This is a genomic window from Pseudoflavonifractor sp., from assembly GCF_050943825.1.
In the GTDB taxonomy this organism is placed as follows: Bacteria; Bacillota; Clostridia; order Oscillospirales; family Oscillospiraceae; genus Pseudoflavonifractor.
In genome coordinates, this window is record NZ_JBMNPX010000001.1 from 268,374 (window position 1) to 286,786 (window position 18,413).

Below are 18,413 nucleotides of genomic sequence, written 5' to 3' on the forward strand. Positions count from 1 at the left end.
TCCTCTTCCTCACTCCGAGCCTCAGTCAACAGTTCTACAATACTCAGATGATACAAAGTAGGGAGAATCCCCCCAGCACGGCCAGACATGCGATATCAGCGCCAATTGAAAAATGCTTTGTCTGAGCATCCTCCGCTTTGGTCCGAAAGACATGGAGGATACTCAAGATCTCTCCCGCCAAAAATAGAGCGCCTCCTATCACGAAATAGAGGATAAAATTAAACATCGCTCCAAAAAAGCCGATTCCTCCGCTGGATGCATACTGGACGGCGTATCGGTTCACCATAGTAAAATACAACCAGATGCGCGCCATATCTATTGCAAAATGCCATATAGTCATACCCAATGTATTACGGTTCTTGAGAAATCCCAAAATAACATCCTGAACAATATTTTTAACCACAAATGCCCAGAACAGAACTGTTATAAGCCCGATCGCAGCATCCACTGTCCCCTTTACCAACGCCAGAAACATCAGCACTACAATTCCAATCAAGAAGGTAATTCCCATAAAATCTCTCTCCCGTCTCCGCTCTTTTTTCTCATATGCTGAACTTCCTCTGCACACCAGTAAGTTCCATGTGCGGCGAATCCATTATATCATACCTTGTGCTGTTAATATATCCTTATTTTTCTAAAAAAAGGTGCACATTCACCCCGCCATCTTCCATCGGACAGCCACGTTTTCCCTTAGACCCACATAGCATCCCGGGGATCATTTTTTGGCGCCGGGCACCATTGGGGCACCACAAATTTTTTCGCGCATGTTTCAAGGCAGCATTTCAGCGTATTTTGAGGGCATTTTCCCTTCATGACACAAAAAATCCCTTGAAACCGTTTGGTTTCAAGGGATTTTTGGCGCAGCGGGTGGGATTCGAACCCACGTGCGGTTGCCCGCAAACTGATTTCGAGTCAGCCCCGTTATGACCACTTCGATACCGCTGCATGTATTCTGCTCTCCACTCAGCTTTTGGAATACTGAATGTTGAGAACTTTTATACGATACCTCATTTTTAAATCTTTGTCAATGGTTCCTCGAAAAACTTCTCTTTTCTCTTTCCATTGCTATCAGCTCATTTCTTCCAGGCTTTTTCTTGACACCTCTCTGTCCCTCCTTTATAATGTGCCCATACAGAAACTGAACTATTTTTAATTACAGTTTTGGAGGTTCTAATATGAAGCGCAAATTCACCGCTATGCTGGCTGCCGCATTGAGCCTGACGCTCCTTTTGTCTGCCTGCACTCAGTCCGACAGTTCCGTCGCTCCCTCCCCTGCTCCCTCATCGTCTGCCGATACCACCCAGTCCTCGGCCGGCACAGATTCGGAGTCCTCCGTCGGTATCCTCTCCTCCTTTGCTGCGGAGGACCTGGACGGGAATTCGATTGATCAGAGCATTCTGGAAGGTCATACCCTTACCATGGTCAATGTATGGGCCACCTTCTGTACTCCCTGCATCAGTGAAATGCCTGAACTGGGTGAGTTGGCTGAAGAATACGCCGACAAGGGTGTCCAGATTGTAGGCCTTATCTCCGACGTGCTGGATAGAGACGGTTCCGTCAGCGAGACTCAGCTGGACACTGCCCGCGAGATTGTCTCCTCCACTGGTGCCGACTATATACACATTATCCCCTCCGCTGACCTCTATGGACTTCTCTACCAGATTACCTCTGTCCCCACCACTTTCTTTGTGGATGAGACCGGCGCACAGGTCGGTACCGCCTATTTGGGTGCCCGGGAAAAAGACGATTGGACCGTCATCATTGACGAAATGCTGGCGGAGGTCTCCAAATGAGTTTTCTCAAGCAAAATAAATTCGCGTTCATACTCCTTTTAGTTGGGGTTGTGTTCGTCGCCATTGGCGTGTGGCGGGGTGAGGCGGAAACTGTATTCCGCAAGGCGATCAATATCTGTATGGAGTGTATCGGTCTTGGGTAAGCGACTCTCGTTTTTCAGAAAGCACCTCCGCACCTGGGTTCAGATCTGCTTTGCCGCCCTCTCGAACGGTTACGCCGCCGGTTTCGCCAAGGGCAGCATCTACAAAGGTAACAGCAAGCTGCTCTGCGTCCCCGGTCTCAACTGCTACTCCTGCCCAGGTGCACTGGGTTCCTGTCCCATCGGCTCCTTCCAGGCTGTAATCTCCAGCCGAAACTACCAGTTCACCTTCTATGTAACCGGTTTTCTCCTCTTTTTCGGTGCCCTGTTTGGACGGTTCGTATGCGGATGGCTGTGCCCCTTCGGGCTGGTTCAGGATCTGCTGTACAAAATTCCTTTTGTCAAAAAGCTGCGCAAGCTGCCCGGCGACCGGTGGCTCCGGTTCCTGAAGTACGTCATTCTGGTGGGTTTTGTCATTGTCCTTCCCCTCACAGTGCTGGACATTGTGGGCCAGGGTCAGCCCTGGTTCTGCAAGTATATCTGCCCTTCCGGCACCCTCTTCGCCGGTATTCCCCTAGTGGCCTCCAATCCGGCGCTCCAGTCCGCTCTGGGCTGGCTCTTCAATTGGAAGGTTGCTATCCTTGTTATCCTCCTTCTGCTCTCTGTGGCGGTCTACCGCCCCTTCTGCCGCTACCTCTGTCCACTGGGCGCCATCTACGGTCTGTTTAACCCGGTGGCCCTCTACCGCTTCCGGATAGACGCCCAGAAGTGTACCCAGTGTGGGGCTTGTCAGAAGGCCTGCCCAATGGATATTCCGGTTCACACGACCCCCAACAGTATGGAGTGCATTCGCTGCGGCAAGTGTAAAGCTGTTTGCCCTCACGGTGCCATCTGTTCTACGCTTCAGCGCGTTCATACCGCCAAAAAGGAGTCGACCTGATATGCCTCTTTCTCAATCCGGTCCTGATTTGTTGACCGTCACCACAGTTCTCTCCTATATGGGGCTCGCTGCAGCTTTTGGAGTGGCTGCTGTCAGCCTCTTCCTTCTTTTTCTCACAAAGAAAAAAGGAATTGCGCTGGTCTATCTCAGCATGGCAGGTCTCCTGTCCTTCTCGCTGATTCGCACCTTGATTAGATTGGCCAAGGGACTGCTCTGTTATCGCCCGCTTTTTCTTACTGTATTGCTCTATGGCGGTCTGATTCTCCTGTATCTCAGCTTTCTCTGGGATGGCTGGTGTACACTGCGCCGCGAGCTCTCCCTTCCCGGGCCCTGCTCCGGTGGGAAACGGGGTGACACGCTATGACAACCGGTGATTTTGCGCTGGCTGTCCACGCCATGGTCTGCCTGCTTCGTCGGGGCGGCACACTCTCCAGTGAGGCATTGGCTGAGGCTGCCTGTACCAACCCAGCCCGTGTGCGCAGGGTTATGGCACGACTCCGCTGCGCCGGTCTGGTTACCACCAAAGAGGGTGCGGACGGCGGCTACTCCTGTACCTGTGCACCGGACCAGATCACCCTGCGGATGATTGCCGACGCAGTAGAGGTGTGTTTTGTCTCCGCTGTCTGGAGGCCGGGGCAGACCGATATGGACTGCCTCTGTGCCTCTGGAATGGCAGAGGTGTTGGACGGACTCTATGGTGAACTGGACGCGCTGTGCCGGACACATCTGAGTCATATTACCGTAGCAGACCTTGCCGGACGCATTGCTGACAGCAAAATGTCCTGACCGCTTTCCCGTCTTGCGCTGCGGGGATTTTTCTCTTGTCCTGGCTGTTTTTTCGGGGTATAATAATTAAGTATGCCATGCTATCTGTTCAACCTTTGAGAGGAGTGAGTGGCCGTGGCCCGATACGGGTTTATTCACGACAAGCTGGAAATCAAATTTCTGGTGCTCTATATCATGTCTCGGGCTGCCGCTCCCTTGGACTTCTCCACCCTGACCGATCTGACCCTGATGGACGAGGGCGTGGATTATTTTGACTTTGCTGAGGCCGTGGCCGAGCTGGTGGAAAGCGGGCACCTTGACCTGAATGACGGCCGCTATGTCATCACGGAAAAAGGGCGAAAAAACGGCACTGTCTGCGAGAGCAGCCTGCCCTATTCGGTGAAGAGCAAGTGCTCCCGCAGGCTGGTCAAGCTCAACGCCGAGCTGCGGCGGGACGCCCAGGTCCGGGCGCAGATTCTGCCCCGGGGCGAGGACGGCACCTGCACGCTCCGCCTCTCTCTGGACGACGGCGCAGGCAATCTGCTGACTGTGGAGCTTCTCTCTCCCTCGGAGGACCAGGCTGAACGGCTGGCTGAGGGCTTCCGCTCCCGTCCGGAGCAGGTCTATAACGGGATTCTGGACGTGCTGCTAAAAGAGGCGGACGCGGCAGAAACCAAAGAAAAGGATTCATAATATGTCAGAGCCTGTTCTGTTTGGCTTCCCCATCTCACTGCTCTTTCTCTATTTTATCATCTATGCCTTTCTGGGCTGGATTCTGGAGACGATATACTGCTCTGTCCTGGAGAAGCGGTTTGTGGCCCGGGGATTTCTCTACGGCCCTGTCTGCCCTATCTACGGTGTCGGCGTATTGATGATGCTGTGCTGGTTCACTCCATTTACCAGCCAACCCCTTCTCTTCTACGTAGTAGCTACGGTCTGCATGTCCGCCTGGGAGTACCTGGTAGGTTGGCTGCTGGAGACCACAACCCACATCAAATACTGGGATTACAGCACCCGCAGATTTAACCTCCATGGACGTATCTGCCTTACCATCTCCCTCACCTGGGGCGTGTTGGCCTACCTGGTGATTTTCTGGATTCACCCTGCCATCTCCGGGTTGGTGGAGCGCCTGTCCACTGTGACCATCCATGTGGCCTCCGGTGTGCTGCTGGTAATTCTGCTGGCCGATGCAGCTGCCACCATCCGTGAGCTTGCCCTCCTCACCGCCATGCTGCGCAAGCTCACTCAGATGGGCGAGGAGCTGCAGGTACAGCTTGCTCTGAGCCGTGCGGAGCTGTCCGACCGGCTGGACGAGGCCAGGGAAACTCTCTCTGACCGGCTGGATGACGCTGTGGAGTCTATCTCTGATAAGCTGGACGACGCGAAGGAGTCTATTTCCGGTCGGCTGGACGGTGCGGTAGAGAGCCTGTCTGAGCGGATTGGTTCCGCCAAATCTGTGCTGGACAGCAGAGATGCCGACCTGGCCGCCCTGCGCAAACGGTACAGCGAGCTGCTGAACAAGGCAGAACGGCAGACACGCCATCTGCGCTATGTTTACCGCAGCATGTCCTCCTCCAGTCTCTCCACCGCCCTCTCCCAGCTCTCTGAGGCAAGCCGCCGCGCCAAGGCTGAGCGGATCAGAAAGCGCGCTGAGCGCAGGCAGAACAAAGAGAGAAAATGACAATCTTCACATGATAAGCAAAGCTCCCGGCAGAAGTTCAACTGCCGGGAGCTTTTTCTCTCATACGCCGGGAAAAGAAAAATCCCGCAGCTTTTTCAGCTGCGGGATTTCTGGCGGAGTAGGAGGGATTCGAACCCTCGGGCCGCTTTTGACGGCCACACGATTTCCAGTCGTGCTCGTTATGACCACTTCGATACTACTCCATCTCTGTGCTCATTCAGTCTTTTGTTTTGCTGTTGACCGAAGCAACGTTGATTATTATAACCACTCACACTCAATTTGTCAATAGGTATTTTTTATTTTTTTCGAGTATTTTCACAGCCCCCTGTTTTGCCTGTATAGCTGCCCTTCCCCGCCCTTGACCTGGCCGCCTGACTGCGCTAAAATGAGCCTACTACCCTATCTACTATTTTATCCAAAAAGGAGCGCTGCCGCAATGGAACTGAATCGCCAACAGGCCCTGGACCTGCTTAAAACCTACAACAAGGAGCCCTTTCACCTCCGCCACGCCCTGACTGTAGAGGCCGTCATGCGCTGGTTCGCCCAGGAGCTGGGCTACGGCGAGCAGGCGGACTTCTGGGCCACCGTGGGCCTGCTCCACGACCTGGACTTTGAGCAGTGGCCTGACGAGCACTGCGTCAAGGTACGGGAGCTGATGGAGGCCCAGGGCCTGGACGCCGCCCTCATCCACGCTGTGGTCAGCCACGGCTGGGGTATGACCGGCGCTGACGTGCAGCCCGAGCACCAGATGGAGAAGGTTCTCTTCGCCGTGGACGAGCTCACCGGCCTCATCGGCGCTGCTGCCCTCATGCGGCCCTCCAAGAGTGTGCAGGACATGGAGCTGTCCAGCCTGAAGAAGAAATTCAAGGACAAGAAGTTTGCCGCCGGCTGCTCCCGGGACACCATCGCCCAGGGTGCTCAGCTGCTGGGCTGGGAGCTCAACGATCTGCTGGACCGCACCCTTCAGGCCATGAAGGCCTGCGAGAGCGACATTGAGCGGGAAACTGCCGCCCTCTAACCTTTCTGTTCCGCACCTGGGGAGACACACCTTTCTGATGTGTCTCCCCCATTTTTTGTCTATTCTCTCCTTCCCGGAAAGACGAGTGTCCGCTTTGGGCGTTTTCACGTAATTTTAATCTTCTGCTTCCGCTGCCTATGTTGCTTTTGCCCTTTGTCTGGGCTATACTAAGGAAGTCCCGTAAGCCGCGCGGCCTGCGCCGTGCACTTTGACAAAAAGGAGAATCCTACATTGAATCAGAAGAAACCGAAGAGCGGGAAGAAGCTCCACGCTCCCAAAAGTAAAGTAGGCAAGGTACTGTTCAACCTTGTGATCACTGCAATCATCGGCTTTGTCTACTTCTACTTCACCCTCCCTGCCCTCAACCTCCAGTCCGAGGACTTTTACACCTTCGTGGGACTGCTGTGCGTGGTATACATCGTCTGCGCCTTTATCACCAGCGGCTTCCATCTGGAGGGTACCACAGTGACCACCGCCGCAGGCACGGTCACCACCGCCCAGGGCGGTAAGGTAAAGGAGTACTTCCGCTTCATCAAGAAGCAGTGCCTGCCTATCGGCATCCTGCTGGGACTGTTAATTGTGGTGGGTCTGGTGGGCCAGGTTATCTCCCTGCCCATCTTCCGCGCCGCTTCCTACCGGGAGCTGCTGGACGTCCAGGAGGGCGACTTTGTCACCGACGTGCAGGAGATCTCCTTTGACGAGATCCCCATGCTGGATGAGGACTCCGCCCGCTACCTGAGCACCACCCAGATGGGCACCATCCCTGACATGGCCAGCCAGTTTGAGGTGGCCTACGACTCCACCCAGATTAACTACCAGGGCCGCCCTGTCCGTGTGGCGCCTCTGGAGTACGCCGACATCATCAAATGGTTCACCAACCGCTCCGATGGCCTGCCCGCCTACATCGTGGTGGACATGGTGACCCAGGAGGTGCAGGTGGTCCGCCTGCCCGAGGGTCAGGGCATGAAGTATTCCCCCTCCGAGCCTCTCAACCGCAACGTGTACCGTCACCTGCGCTTCAACTACCCCACCTACATGTTCGCCGAGCCCTCCTTTGAAATCGACGAGGAGGGCAACCCCTGGTGGATCTGCCCCCGTGTGGTCAAGACCATCGGCCTGTTCGGCGGCACTGACATCAGCGGCGCCGTGCTGATGAACGCGGTTACCGGCGAGTGCACCTACTACGCCTATGAGGACGTGCCCCAGTGGGTGGACCGAGTATACCTGGCCTCCCTCATCATGCAGCAGTACGACTACTATGGCACACTGATCCATGGCTTCATCAACTCCATCTTCGGCCAGAAGGATGTGCGCGTCACCACGGAGGGCTACAACTACATTGCCATGAACGATGACGTGTACATGTACACCGGCATCACCTCCGCCACCAGCGACCAGTCCAACCTGGGCTTCCTGCTGTGCAACCAGCGCACCAAGGAGACCAAGTTCTACGAGGTACCCGGCGCCACCGAGCAGTCCGCTCAGGCCTCCGCCGAGGGTATGGTACAGGACCAGGGCTACAAGGCCACCTTCCCCCTGCTCCTCAACGTGGCCGACCAGCCCACCTACTTCATCGCCCTGAAGGACAACCGCCAGCTGGTGAAGCAGTACGCCATGGTCAACGTGGGCCAGTTCACCGTGGTGGGCATCGGCGACACCGTGGCCTCCTGTGAGCAGAACTACCTGGAGCAGATGGCCGCCAAGGGCATTGCCGTGGACCAGGGCAGCCGTCTGGAGACCGACGTGTCCGGCGTCATCGCGGACATCCGCTCGGCGGTCATTGACGGCAACACCTATTACTACTTCTCCCTGGAAGGCGAGGATGTCTACTATTCTATCCCCGCCAAGGACAACGATGTGGCGGTCATTCTCAACCCCGGTGACCGTGTCACCATCAACCACGCCCCCGTGGCCGAGGGCGAGGCGCCCGACATTGTGGAGGGCTACACCATCGTACTGGACCGCAGAGGATAAGCAAAACCGGGTGTGCGCTGCTGAGCGCACACCCGGTTTTCTGTTTTGTGAAAAAGGCCCCGTCTCCTGTGAGGAGACGGGGCCTTGCTGTTCTGTTTTAGTTCTCAGTCAGCACGTCGGTCAGGTCCACGGGCGTGGCGTCAGACCAGAGGCGCTCCAGGTCGTAGAACTTGCGGGCGTCATCCATGAAGATGTGCACCACCACGGAGGAGAAGTCCAGCAGAACCCAGGTGCCGCCCCGGTGGCCCTCCACATGGTGGGGCAGCTCGCCGGCGGTCTCCTTCATGGTCTTCTCGCACTCGTCAGACAGGGCGCGGACCTGGGTGGTGGAGGTGGCGGTGCAGATGACAAAATAATCCGCCAGGGTGGTCAGGTGACCGGTCTCCAGCACCTTGATATCAATGCCCTTCTTGCTGTCCAGGGCCTTGGCCAGAACAATCGCGGTTTCCTTGGGTGTCATAGTTGATAAACCCCTTTCTCGGTTGGGTTGAATGGCGCTGAATTACGCCGCAGGAGCGGACGCCGTACTAGCCGGGTCCGGCGTATAGATAGGAATACCCTCGGGAGGCTGGTCCGTGCCGCCGCTCTCAGAGGGAGAGGGACTGGGTGTCTCCGAGGCGCTGGGGCTGGGAGTGGGCGTCTCGCTTACGGCAGGCTGCGTCTCACTGGGCGTGGGCGACGGAGTCACACTCGTGCTGGGACTGGGAGAGGGCGTCACGCTGGGGGAGGTGCTGGGCGCAGTACTCTCGCTGGGCGAGGGACTGGGAGTTGTGCTGGGAGAGGTGCTGGGAGACGCCGAAGCACTTGCACTGGGAGACGGGCTGGTGCTGGCAGAGGGCTTGGAGCTGGAAGAGCCGGAACCGGAAGAACTGGAACCGGAGTTCTTGTTCTTCACCCAGCTGTTGTACTTGGTGTCCTCCAGCACGCCGCTGGTGCAGCCCAGGGTGCCGTCGTCGTTGACATACATGATGTCCAGCTCATCCTTGCGCAGGTCCTCCACGTAGGGGTTGAAGTACTCGTTGACCACCTCTACCACCTCGTCCACATCGGGCGCCACATAGGAGGGATGGTTGTTGTAGGTACGGCTCCACACACCGTTGGCAGCCACCCAGGGCATGGTGAGGAAGGTCACGCTGTTCATGTCCAGCTTCTTACCCTCGCTGTTGCCGAAAATGGCCTGCTGGGCAAACCAGGCCAGGTTGCCCACGGACAGCTCGGTGGTCACGTTCTCAAAGAAAATCTGTGCAATGCCGGTGATGGTCTTCACATCCGTAATGTTCTGGAGGCACTGCTCAATGGCCGCCTGGAGGAAAGCCTGCTGGGTCTCAATACGGCCCAGGTCGCCGTTGGCGTAGCCGGAGTTGAGGATGTTGCCGTTGTCGTCGCTGTTGTGACGCCAGCGCAGCAGCTGCATGGCCTTGTCGCCGTCGATGAGCTGATAGCCCTCCTGGAGATCAATCTTGAAGTTCTGGGACAGGTCGTTGTAGTACATCCGGCAGGGCACGTCAAAGTACACGCCGCCGACAGCGTCCACCAGCTTACCCACGGCCTCCCACTCCACCACAAAGGTGTAGTCCGGGATGAAGCCCACCAGTTGGCTGACCTCTTCCTTCAGGGCATCCATGCCCTCGTCGCCGCCGCCGTACATGTTGTAGACGGAGTTGATCTTCTTGATGTCCCAGGAGACATTGACCAGGGTATCACGGGGGATACTCATAACGGACAGCTTCTGGTTGGGAATGTCATAGGAGGCCAGCATGATGGTGTCCGTATTGCCGCCGCCGTAGGTGTCGCGGCCTACCACCAGGAAGGTATAGAAGTCCTCCTTCCGGTCGCTGGACACGCCATCCGGCCGAGTGGTGGAACCGCCCTCTTCCTGCTCCTCCGTGCCGGTAGGCTCCTTGGAGTTGCGGTCGGGCTGGGTGACCTGGGCCGGCTTCTGCACGAAGATGGCCAGGGCAATGCCGATGACCACAATGATGGCGGCCAGAACGGTGACGCCGATAAACACGCCGTGGAGCACCTTCTGCTTGGTGGTGCGCTGAGGCTTGGGCTTCTTGGGCTTTTTTGTCTTCTGAGTCCGGCCGGGCTCGGTGTCCTTGCCCGTAAACTCAGATTTTTTGGTCGGGACCGCTTCTTTCTCCTTCTCCGGTGCGGCTTCCGCTTTTTGGGAGGACGGCTTCAGCAGTCGGGCGCCGCCCTTTTTGCGATTCTGCTCAGGATTCATTGGTTCGTAGTTCCTTTCCCGCGCGCCGCCTCACCGGCGGCTGTGTCTGTCATTTTTTCTGTTTCGGATTCAGGAAGGATCCCGGGGCCCATGCTCCAGCACCCAATTCAGAGCCTCCATGGTGTTGTGGTGAACGGGAACTCCCCGCTCCTTCAGGTCCTCCACACTCATCTCCAGACCCAGGCGGAGCGCAGCATCCAGATCACGGCGGGTCAGCTCCCGCAGCTCCTCCACTCCGGGGAAATCCCGGGTAGGCTCCATGTAGTCGGCCAGATAGAGCACCTTCTCCAGGGTGGACATATCCGCCTTGCCGGTAGTGTGCCAGAAGATGGCCCAGTATATGTCGTCCGGCACGCCAAACACATCACGCGCAATGGCAGCACCGGTCTTGGAGTGGAGCAGCTTCACGGATTTTTGCTCTAAATCGTCCAATACAATACCATACTGCCGGCACAATTGCAACTGTTCTTCCATATTCAGATACTTTGTGCAGTCGTGGAGGATGGCCGCACGGCGGGCTTTCTCCACATCGGCTCCCCAGCGCTCCGCCAGCTCCACCGCCGCCTGCTCGGTCCCCTTCACATGGGGAATCCGCTTGGCCCGGATCATGCTGTACGACGCGCAGCGCAGCTCAGCGTCGTTGAGCTGCTTCAGATCACGGTGCTCTCCGTACAGCCCGTTGCGCAGAATATAGCCGTACACCGGCGGCCAGAGCCGGTCACCGCCCTGCCCCTCCTCCAGAAGCTCCCGCATCTGAGTGGAAGAGAGATCGGTGATTTTAGGCAGCTCCACCAGCTGTACCCGTGCCTGGTAGGTTTTGACCAGGTAGTCGGCCTGGACCCGCAGCAGCTCGCCGCTGTCCGTCTCGGTGCGGGCAAAGGCCGCAATCCCTGCCAGAGCCATGATGCGCTCCGGCTCATACCAGTCCTGAATGGTGAGGAACATATCCGTCCCCATCAGCAGCCAGAGTTCATCCTCCGGGTATCGGCTGTGCAGCTCCTCCAGGGTGTCCGCCGTGTAGCTCTTCCCTGTCCGGCGCAGCTCAATGTCCAGGGCCTCCACATCCCCCCGGCGGCCGATGGACTCTCCCAGGCCGTCGGCCATCAGGGCCGTCATGGCCAGGCGGTGCTCCGCTCCGGCGCCGTCGGCCGGCAGCTCCTTGTGGGGCGGCAGAGCCGCGGGAATGAAAAACAGCTTGTCCAGCCCCAGGACGGCCACGGCCGCCTGGGCCGCCGCCATGTGCCCCAGGTGGGGCGGGTTAAAGGTGCCGCCATAGATACCGATTTTCAAGTGAGCCAGCTCCTTTCACGCAATTGTTTTTGCTGAATGTCTGTCACACCACCGGCTTTTTCCGGCTGTCCTTTACCAGAACGATCTTGTCCTTCTTGTCCTTTTTATGACTTGGACGATACAGGACGAATTTTGTTCCAATCACCTGCACAACCTCGCTCCGGGTAGCGGCGGCCAGCTCCTCGGCCGCCTCCCGGGCGGTGAGCATGGAGTTCTCCAGGACCTTGCCCTTGATGAGCTCCCGGGCCTCCAGTGCGTCATCGGCCTGCTTGACCAGATTCTCGCCCAGGCCGTCCTTGCCCACGTGGACAATGGTGTCGATGCTGTTGGCCAGGCTTCTGAGCTGGGCACGCTGCTTGCTTGTCAAATCCATAGGTTTTTTGGCGGGTCAACCCGCCGCCTCCTTATATAAATATATTGTTCAAACGACCTTCCGGGCCGCTTAAATCTGATGGTCCCGGCAGTACTCTGCCAGCTTGTCCTTGAAAATCGCCAGAGCATTGCCCCGGTGGGAGATGGCGTTCTTCTCCTCAGGCAGCAGCTCGGCAAAGGTCTTTTTCAGACCCGGTACAAAGAAGATGGGGTCGTATCCGAAGCCGTCGGCCCCCTTGGGCGCATAGGCCAGGGTGCCCTGGCACTCACCCCGGGCGGTCACCGTGTCCCCGTTGGGGAAGCAGCAGCAGATAGCCGAGACGAATTTGCACCGGCGATCCAGCTGGCCCTTCATGTTCTCCAGCAGCAGGCGGTAACGGCCCACGTCGTCCAGGCCGGGCCCGCCGTACCGGGCGGAGTACACACCGGGGGCGCCGCCCAGGGCGTCCACGCACAGGCCGGAATCGTCGGCGATGGCGGGCAGACCGGTGGCCTCCATGACCGCCTTGGCCTTGAGAAGCGCGTTCTCCTCAAAGGTGGTGCCCGTCTCCTCCACGTCTACATCCGCGCCCACGTCGGACTCCAGGACCACCTCCACCCCCTGGGCGGAGAGGATGTCCTGCATCTCCTTGAGCTTGTGGTTGTTCTTGCTGGCCAATACCATTTTCATATACTCAACCTCCCAGGGCGGCCTTCTGGACCGCCTGCACTTCCCGGATACCCTTGGCACACAACTCCACGAGAGCCCGCTGCTCCTCCAGAGTGAAGGATCGGCCCTCGCCGGTACCCTGGAGCTCCACCAGTTCACCCTCGCCGGTCATGACGCAGTTCAGGTCCACCTGGGCGGAGGAGTCCTCCTCATAGCACAGGTCCAGCAGCAGCTGGTCGTCCACGATGCCGGCGGAGATGGCCGCCACGCAGGTCTTGAGAGGCATTGCCTCCAGGACGCCCTCCTCCACCAGCTTGTGCAGGGCAAAGCTCAGGGCCACAAAGCCGCCGGTGACACTGGCGGTACGGGTGCCGCCGTCACCCTGGAGCACGTCGCAGTCCACGGTGATGGTGCGGGGGCCCAGGGCCTTCATGTCCACTGCCGCCCGGAGAGAACGGCCCACCAGCCGCTGAATCTCAGCGGACCGTGCAGACAGCTTCAGCTTGGCGATGTCCCGCTTGCTCCGCTCCCGGTTGGCACGGGGCAGCATGGAGTACTCGGCGGTGACCCACCCCTCCCCTTCCGAGACGTGAGGGGGCACCCGGTCCTCCACCGAGGCGGTGCACAGCACGTGGGTGTTGCCGCAGCGGATGAGGCAGGAGCCCTCCGCAAATTTGTTGATACCGGGGATAATCTCGATGGGCCGCAGCTGATCGTTGGCCCGTCCGTCAATTCTTGCCATTGATATACCTCCAAAACAGGATACAGTCCCGGGAGACTGTCTTTCTCTCTAATGTTCCCGCAGGCCCAGAATCCCAAGCAGCAGACCGGAGGCCATCAGCACCAGAGCGGCCAGAACCGCCCACATGCCTGCCCGGACAAGGGCCCCGGCCTCCATCAGGACGGTCAGCAGGATTCCGCTCACGGCGCAGGCGCCGCCCAATACCAGCTTTTTCATCTGTTTCCTTCCTTATTATATATCAGATCAGCGCGCGGACAAAGCTCTCCGCCTCAAAGGGCATCAGGTCGTCGATACCCTCGCCCACGCCCACGTACTTCACAGGCACCTGGAGGGCATCGGCAATGGCGATGACAATGCCGCCCTTGGCAGAGCCGTCCAGCTTGGTGAGGACAATGCCGGTGATGCCGGCGGCCTCCATGAACTGCTTGGCCTGGATGAGACCGTTCTGGCCGGTGGTGGCGTCCAGCACCAGCAGGGTCTCGGTCCGGCTGCCGGGCAGCTCACGGTCGATGACACGGCCGATCTTGTTCAGCTCGTTCATCAGGTTCTGCTTGTTGTGGAGACGGCCGGCGGTGTCCACCAGCACCACGTCGGTCTTGCGGGCCTTGGCGGCCTGCATGGCGTCAAACACCACGGCGGCGGGGTCAGCACCCTCGTGCTGGCGGACCAGCTCCACACCGGACCGCTGGGACCAGATCTCCAGCTGGTCGGCGGCGGCAGCACGGAAGGTGTCGGCAGCGGCCAGCAGCACCTTCTGCCCCTCCCCCTTCAGCCGGGCGCCCAGCTTGCCGATGGTGGTGGTCTTGCCCACGCCGTTGACACCGATGACCAGAATCACGGCGGGAGAGGCGCTCAGGTCCAGGGCGCTGTCGCCAACGTTCAGCATGTCGGTCAGCACACGGCGCAGGCATTCACGGGCCCCCTCCGTGTCCTTGATCTTCTCCGTCTTTACCCGGCGGCGCAGCTCAGCCACCGCCTTGATGGTGGTGTCCATGCCCATGTCGCCCAGGATGAGGGTCTCCTCCAGCTCGTCGTAGAAGTCGTCGTCCAGTTCTCCGGCAAACAGGCTGTCCAGCGAGTGGCCGATGTTCTCCTTGGTGCGGGTCAGGCCCGCCTTGATCTTGTCAAAAAAGCCCATGTACGCTCGGTTCCTTTCGTTCTTCCTTATTTTCAGTATTCCGCGTTCATCCGGTGTTGAAACGCGGCATTTTACTTGATATTCAGTTCCCTCTCCACGTCGTTCAGATTGATGGTCAGGATGCGGCTCACACCCTGCTCCTGCATGGTGACGCCGTAGAGCACGTCGGCCTCCTCCATGGTGCCACGACGGTGGGTGATGACGATGAACTGGGTCTTGTCGCTCATCTGCCGCAGGTAGTGGGCAAAGCGGACCACGTTGGCGTCGTCCAGGGCGGCCTCAATCTCGTCCATCACGCAGAAGGGCGTGGGGCTCACCTTCAGAATGGCAAAGTAGAGGGCGATGGCCACAAAGGCCTTTTCACCGCCCGAGAGCAGGGTGATGATCTTCAGCGCCTTACCCGGAGGCTGGACCTTGATCTCAATGCCGCAGTTGAGGATATCGTCCGGGTCCTCCAGCTCCAGAGTGGCACGGCCGCCGCCAAACAGGGACTGGAAGGTCTCGCCAAAGGCCTGATTGATAATGGCAAACCGGTTGGAGAAGATGGTCTTCATCTCGGCGGTGATGTCGGCGATGATGCCCTCCAGCTCCTTCTTGGACTTCTGTACGTCGTCCCGCTGGTCTTTCAGATAGGTATACCGCTCGTTGATGCGCTGGAACTCCTCGATGGCGTCCAGGTTGATGTTGCCCAGGCCGGAGATGGACTTCTTCAGCTCTCCGATGCGGCGCTGGGCCTTGGGCACACTCTCCAGCTCCACCCGCTGCTGGCGGGCGGCCTCGTGGGAGAGCTCGTAGGTCTCCCACAGCTTGTCCAGAATTCCCTTCTCCTCCATGGCGCTGGACAGCTTCTTCTGCTCCAGCACCGACACCTCGCGCTCCATGGACAGCAGCTCGGTGTTCTTGTCCCGGCTCTCCCGGTCGGCCTGATTCCGCTGGCCTTCCAATTCCAGCTTTTCATTGTTGAGCCGCTGGATGGCCTCGTTCCGACTCTGGTTCTCCTCTCGGATGGTCTGGAGCTTCCGCTCCTGCTCCAGGATCTGGGCGTTCAGGTCGTCGTTCTTGGCCTTCAGCTCGGCGATCATCTTCGCCCGCTGCTCCCGGTCTCCCGCCATGTCGCGGCGCAGATCCTCCAGCTCCTCCAGAGCCTTCTGAGAGGCGTCCTGCTCGGCCTCCAGGCTGGCCAGCTTCATATTCAATGCTGCAATCTGCTCGCCGATGGCGCTCACCTGCTCCTGCAGGCGGCTCTGGCCCTCCGCCTTGCTGTCTGCCTCCGCCCGCAGAGCGGCAGCGGAGCCCTCCAGAGCCTCAATGCGGCTTCTGGCAGCGGCGGTGTCCGCCTCGGTCTGGGCCGCCCGCTGCTCCAGCTGCTTCAGCTCGGCACGCTGGACCTCCTGCTGGCGGCGCAGATCGGCAAGCTGTGTCTCATAGTGGCCGCAGCGTTCCTCCAGCTTGAGGATAGTGTCCTCATGGGTACGCTGCTGGGCCTGTGCGGTTTCCACCTCGTACTGGGCCACCGCCGCCTCGCGTCTGGCCTCATCCAGTACCTTGGCCGCCTCGGCCAGGGCGTCCCGGACGCCGTTTAGCTGGGTGTTCAGCCGCTCCAGCTCGTTGGCACGGCTGAGGATACCCGCCGAACGGGAGGCCGATCCGCCGGTCATGGAGCCGCCGGGGTTAAGGACCTGTCCGTCCAGGGTGACGATGCGGAACCGGTAGCTGTACTTCCGGGCCATGGCAATGGCACAGTCCATGTCCTCCGCGATGACCACCCGGCCCAGCAGGTTGGAAAAGACCTTCTCATAGGCGGGCTCAAACCGGACCAACCGGTCGGCCATGCCCACAAAGCCAGGTTCCTTTTCTACTGCCCGGTCCCGGAAATCGGAAGGCCGGATAGAGGTCAGAGGCAGGAAGGTACAGCGTCCGCCGTCCCGCCGCTTCAGGCACTGGATGGCAGCCTTGCCCGCCTCCTCCGTGTCCACCACGATGTTCTGCATGGCGGCGCCCAGGGCGATCTCAATGGCCACGGTGTACTGGTCCTCCACGTGGAGCAGACCGGCCACCGGGCCGCGAATCCCCCGCAGCTGACCCCGCTCGGCCTCCCCCATGACCACCTTGATGGCCTTGGAGTAACCCTCATAGGCCTTCTCCATGTCCCGGAGCATGTGGATGCGGGATTTGAGCGCGTTCTCCTCCATCTGGAGCTTCATATGCCGGTCCTGGGTCTCCTTCGCCTTCCGGCTGCGGGACTCAAGACGCAAAGTGTAGCCGCTGATGACGTTTTTCAGGGCGTCCCGATCCTCACGGGCCTGCTCCAACTCAGCACGGGCCGTCTTCTCCTCCGCCTGGGCGGTGTTCAGCCGTTCCTCGGCGGCGGCCAGTTCCTGACGCACCGCTTCGTCCCGGTCCATCAGCTCCTGGGCGGCGGCGGCCAGGGCGGACAGCAGCGCCTTTGCCTCGGAGGCGGAGGCGCTCTCCACTGCCTCCTTCTGGCGCAGGGCCTCCATCTCAGCAGCCAGGGTTCCGGCGTTCCGTATCGCCTCCTGGGACTGGTTCTGATAGTCCGTCAGAGACGCCCGCAGGGCATCCGCTTCCTCTATAATAGAACGGATTCTGCTCCGGCGGTCCTCAATCTGGGCGCCAATGCTGTCGTCCCGTCCCTCCTGAGCGGCCAGCTCCTCCTGGAGGCGACCGCTGTTCTCCAGATTGTTCTGGATATTGGTCTTGAGCACGGCGATGGCGTTGTCACACAGGTTGGCATCCGCCTCCCGCTGCATCATCTCAAAGCGGATGTGCTCAACCTCCACGTCCTTCTCCCGCATCTGGGCGGCGTAGCCCTCGGCGGCGGCATAGAGTACCTCCACCTGGCGCTGAGCATCCTCCTTCTGGCGGACGGCGTTCTCGTAGTCGCTCAGGGTCTTGATGGCTGCGGCACGGATCTTCTCCAGCTGGTCCAGCCAGACCGAAATCTCCAGGCCACGCAGCTCGTCCCGCAGGAGGAGGTATTTTCTGGCCTTCTCCGACTGGGCCCGCAGGGGCTCCACCTGGAGCTCCAGCTCGTCCAGCTTGTCGTTGATGCGGACCAGGTTCTCGTCAGTACGGATAAGCTTGTGCTCCGCCTCCTCCTTGCGGTGGCGGTAGCGGGAAATGCCCGCCGCCTCCTCAAAAATCTCCCGGCGGTCGCCAGACTTGACCGAGAGAATCTCGTCGATCTTGCCCTGGCCGATGATGGAGTAGCCTTCCCGGCCCAGGCCGGTGTCCATAAAGAGCTCGTTGATGTCCTTCAGACGGACGCTGCGGCGGTTGATGTAGTACTCGCTCTCTCCTGAGCGGTAGTACCGCCGGGTGACCATGACCTCGCTCTCCTCCAGGTCAAAGAAATGCTCGGAGTTGTCCAGCACCAGGGAGACCTCGGCAAAACCCAGCTGCTTGCGCTTGGCTGTGCCGCCGAAGATGACATCCTCCATCTTGCCGCCACGGAGGGCACGGGTGGACTGTTCTCCCATGACCCAGCGGATGGCGTCGGAGATATTGGACTTGCCGCTGCCGTTTGGTCCTACGATGGCGGTGATGTCCTCTCCAAAGGTAAGAACCGTCTTATCCGGGAAAGATTTGAACCCCTGAATTTCGAGTGCTTTTAAGTACAAATCGGGCACCTCACATTTGCGTTTTTGGTGCAATGCGTTTGAATACTATATTATATCAAGTTCCTATCCTCATTGCAAATAGTTTTCCGCTCCGACAGTTCAC

General features: G+C 59.0%; 19 protein-coding genes and 2 tRNA genes. 9 read left to right on the plus strand and 12 right to left on the minus strand.

The features are described from left to right. Positions 1-43: 43 nt before the first annotated feature. Positions 44-511 carry a hypothetical protein gene (locus tag ACOX7T_RS01320; protein ID WP_433439102.1) on the minus strand — a complete coding sequence of 156 codons (468 nt, stop codon included), beginning with the start codon at positions 509-511 and terminating at the stop codon, positions 44-46. A 345-nt stretch (positions 512-856) separates the two neighbouring features. Continuing rightward, positions 857-945 (minus strand) — tRNA-Ser (locus ACOX7T_RS01325). 230 nt (positions 946-1,175) lie between these two features. Here ACOX7T_RS01325 and ACOX7T_RS01330 point away from each other — a divergent pair. From ACOX7T_RS01330 to ACOX7T_RS01360, 7 genes are all read left to right on the plus strand, one after another. After that, positions 1,176-1,793 carry a TlpA family protein disulfide reductase gene (locus tag ACOX7T_RS01330; protein WP_433439104.1) on the plus strand — a complete coding sequence of 206 codons (618 nt, stop codon included), beginning with the start codon at positions 1,176-1,178 and terminating at the stop codon, positions 1,791-1,793. Then, on the plus strand, positions 1,790-1,936 hold the full coding sequence (locus ACOX7T_RS01335) for a CD1871A family CXXC motif-containing protein (protein WP_433439107.1): 147 nt from the start codon (positions 1,790-1,792) through the stop codon (positions 1,934-1,936). The genes ACOX7T_RS01330 and ACOX7T_RS01335 overlap by 4 nt, the downstream gene beginning before the upstream one ends. Next, positions 1,929-2,813: a 4Fe-4S binding protein gene (locus ACOX7T_RS01340; RefSeq protein ID WP_433439109.1), complete on the plus strand. Its 885-nt coding sequence runs from the start codon at positions 1,929-1,931 to the stop codon at positions 2,811-2,813. Before ACOX7T_RS01335 ends, ACOX7T_RS01340 begins: the two co-directional genes overlap by 8 nt. Position 2,814: 1 nt before the next feature. After that, positions 2,815-3,177, plus strand: a complete 363-nt coding sequence (locus ACOX7T_RS01345) for a hypothetical protein (protein ID WP_433439112.1) — start codon at positions 2,815-2,817, stop codon at positions 3,175-3,177. Next, positions 3,174-3,599 carry an RrF2 family transcriptional regulator gene (locus ACOX7T_RS01350; RefSeq protein WP_433439115.1) on the plus strand — a complete coding sequence of 142 codons (426 nt, stop codon included), beginning with the start codon at positions 3,174-3,176 and terminating at the stop codon, positions 3,597-3,599. Before ACOX7T_RS01345 ends, ACOX7T_RS01350 begins: the two co-directional genes overlap by 4 nt. Before the next feature lie 114 nt (positions 3,600-3,713). Continuing rightward, positions 3,714-4,271: a DUF4364 family protein gene (locus ACOX7T_RS01355; protein WP_433439117.1), complete on the plus strand. Its 558-nt coding sequence runs from the start codon at positions 3,714-3,716 to the stop codon at positions 4,269-4,271. 1 nt (position 4,272) lies between these two features. After that, positions 4,273-5,259: a putative ABC transporter permease gene (locus ACOX7T_RS01360; RefSeq protein WP_433439120.1), complete on the plus strand. Its 987-nt coding sequence runs from the start codon at positions 4,273-4,275 to the stop codon at positions 5,257-5,259. Between the two features lie 111 nt (positions 5,260-5,370). On the opposite strand, the gene ACOX7T_RS01365 is transcribed toward ACOX7T_RS01360, so the two are convergent. After that, a tRNA-Ser gene (locus ACOX7T_RS01365) sits at positions 5,371-5,462 on the minus strand. A gap of 233 nt (positions 5,463-5,695) precedes the next feature. Between ACOX7T_RS01365 and ACOX7T_RS01370 the strand changes: the two genes are divergently transcribed. Together ACOX7T_RS01370 and ACOX7T_RS01375 are read left to right on the plus strand one after the other, a co-directional pair. Continuing rightward, positions 5,696-6,277 carry a hydrolase gene (locus tag ACOX7T_RS01370; RefSeq protein WP_433439122.1) on the plus strand — a complete coding sequence of 194 codons (582 nt, stop codon included), beginning with the start codon at positions 5,696-5,698 and terminating at the stop codon, positions 6,275-6,277. Between the two features lie 231 nt (positions 6,278-6,508). Further along, complete coding sequence (locus ACOX7T_RS01375) at positions 6,509-8,251, plus strand: CvpA family protein (RefSeq protein WP_433439125.1); 1,743 nt, start codon at positions 6,509-6,511, stop codon at positions 8,249-8,251. A gap of 97 nt (positions 8,252-8,348) precedes the next feature. Here ACOX7T_RS01375 and rsfS read toward each other — a convergent pair whose 3' ends face one another. From rsfS to smc, 9 genes are all read right to left on the minus strand, one after another. Beyond that, complete coding sequence (gene rsfS, locus ACOX7T_RS01380) at positions 8,349-8,711, minus strand: ribosome silencing factor (RefSeq protein ID WP_006575087.1); 363 nt, start codon at positions 8,709-8,711, stop codon at positions 8,349-8,351. Between the two features lie 42 nt (positions 8,712-8,753). After that, on the minus strand, positions 8,754-10,478 hold the full coding sequence (locus tag ACOX7T_RS01385; RefSeq protein WP_433439127.1) for an LCP family protein: 1,725 nt from the start codon (positions 10,476-10,478) through the stop codon (positions 8,754-8,756). Positions 10,479-10,547: 69 nt separating this feature from the next. Next, positions 10,548-11,768: a bis(5'-nucleosyl)-tetraphosphatase (symmetrical) YqeK gene (gene yqeK / locus ACOX7T_RS01390; protein ID WP_433439129.1), complete on the minus strand. Its 1,221-nt coding sequence runs from the start codon at positions 11,766-11,768 to the stop codon at positions 10,548-10,550. Between the two features lie 43 nt (positions 11,769-11,811). Then, complete coding sequence (gene yhbY, locus ACOX7T_RS01395) at positions 11,812-12,141, minus strand: ribosome assembly RNA-binding protein YhbY (RefSeq protein ID WP_295368823.1); 330 nt, start codon at positions 12,139-12,141, stop codon at positions 11,812-11,814. 69 nt (positions 12,142-12,210) lie between these two features. Beyond that, positions 12,211-12,810, minus strand: coding sequence for an XTP/dITP diphosphatase (locus ACOX7T_RS01400; RefSeq protein WP_433439131.1), 600 nt, complete (start codon positions 12,808-12,810; stop codon positions 12,211-12,213). A 4-nt stretch (positions 12,811-12,814) separates the two neighbouring features. Next, positions 12,815-13,531, minus strand: coding sequence for a ribonuclease PH (rph, locus tag ACOX7T_RS01405; protein ID WP_433439132.1), 717 nt, complete (start codon positions 13,529-13,531; stop codon positions 12,815-12,817). Between the two features lie 48 nt (positions 13,532-13,579). Further along, positions 13,580-13,747: a hypothetical protein gene (locus tag ACOX7T_RS01410; protein WP_433439134.1), complete on the minus strand. Its 168-nt coding sequence runs from the start codon at positions 13,745-13,747 to the stop codon at positions 13,580-13,582. A gap of 22 nt (positions 13,748-13,769) precedes the next feature. Continuing rightward, the gene (gene ftsY / locus ACOX7T_RS01415; RefSeq protein ID WP_433439136.1) at positions 13,770-14,669 is read right to left on the minus strand and encodes a signal recognition particle-docking protein FtsY; all 900 of its coding nucleotides are present in this window, start codon (positions 14,667-14,669) and stop codon (positions 13,770-13,772) included. 71 nt (positions 14,670-14,740) lie between these two features. Beyond that, entirely contained in the window at positions 14,741-18,319 is a 3,579-nt protein-coding gene (gene smc / locus ACOX7T_RS01420; protein ID WP_433439138.1) for a chromosome segregation protein SMC, read from the minus strand. Positions 18,320-18,413: the final 94 nt, after the last annotated feature.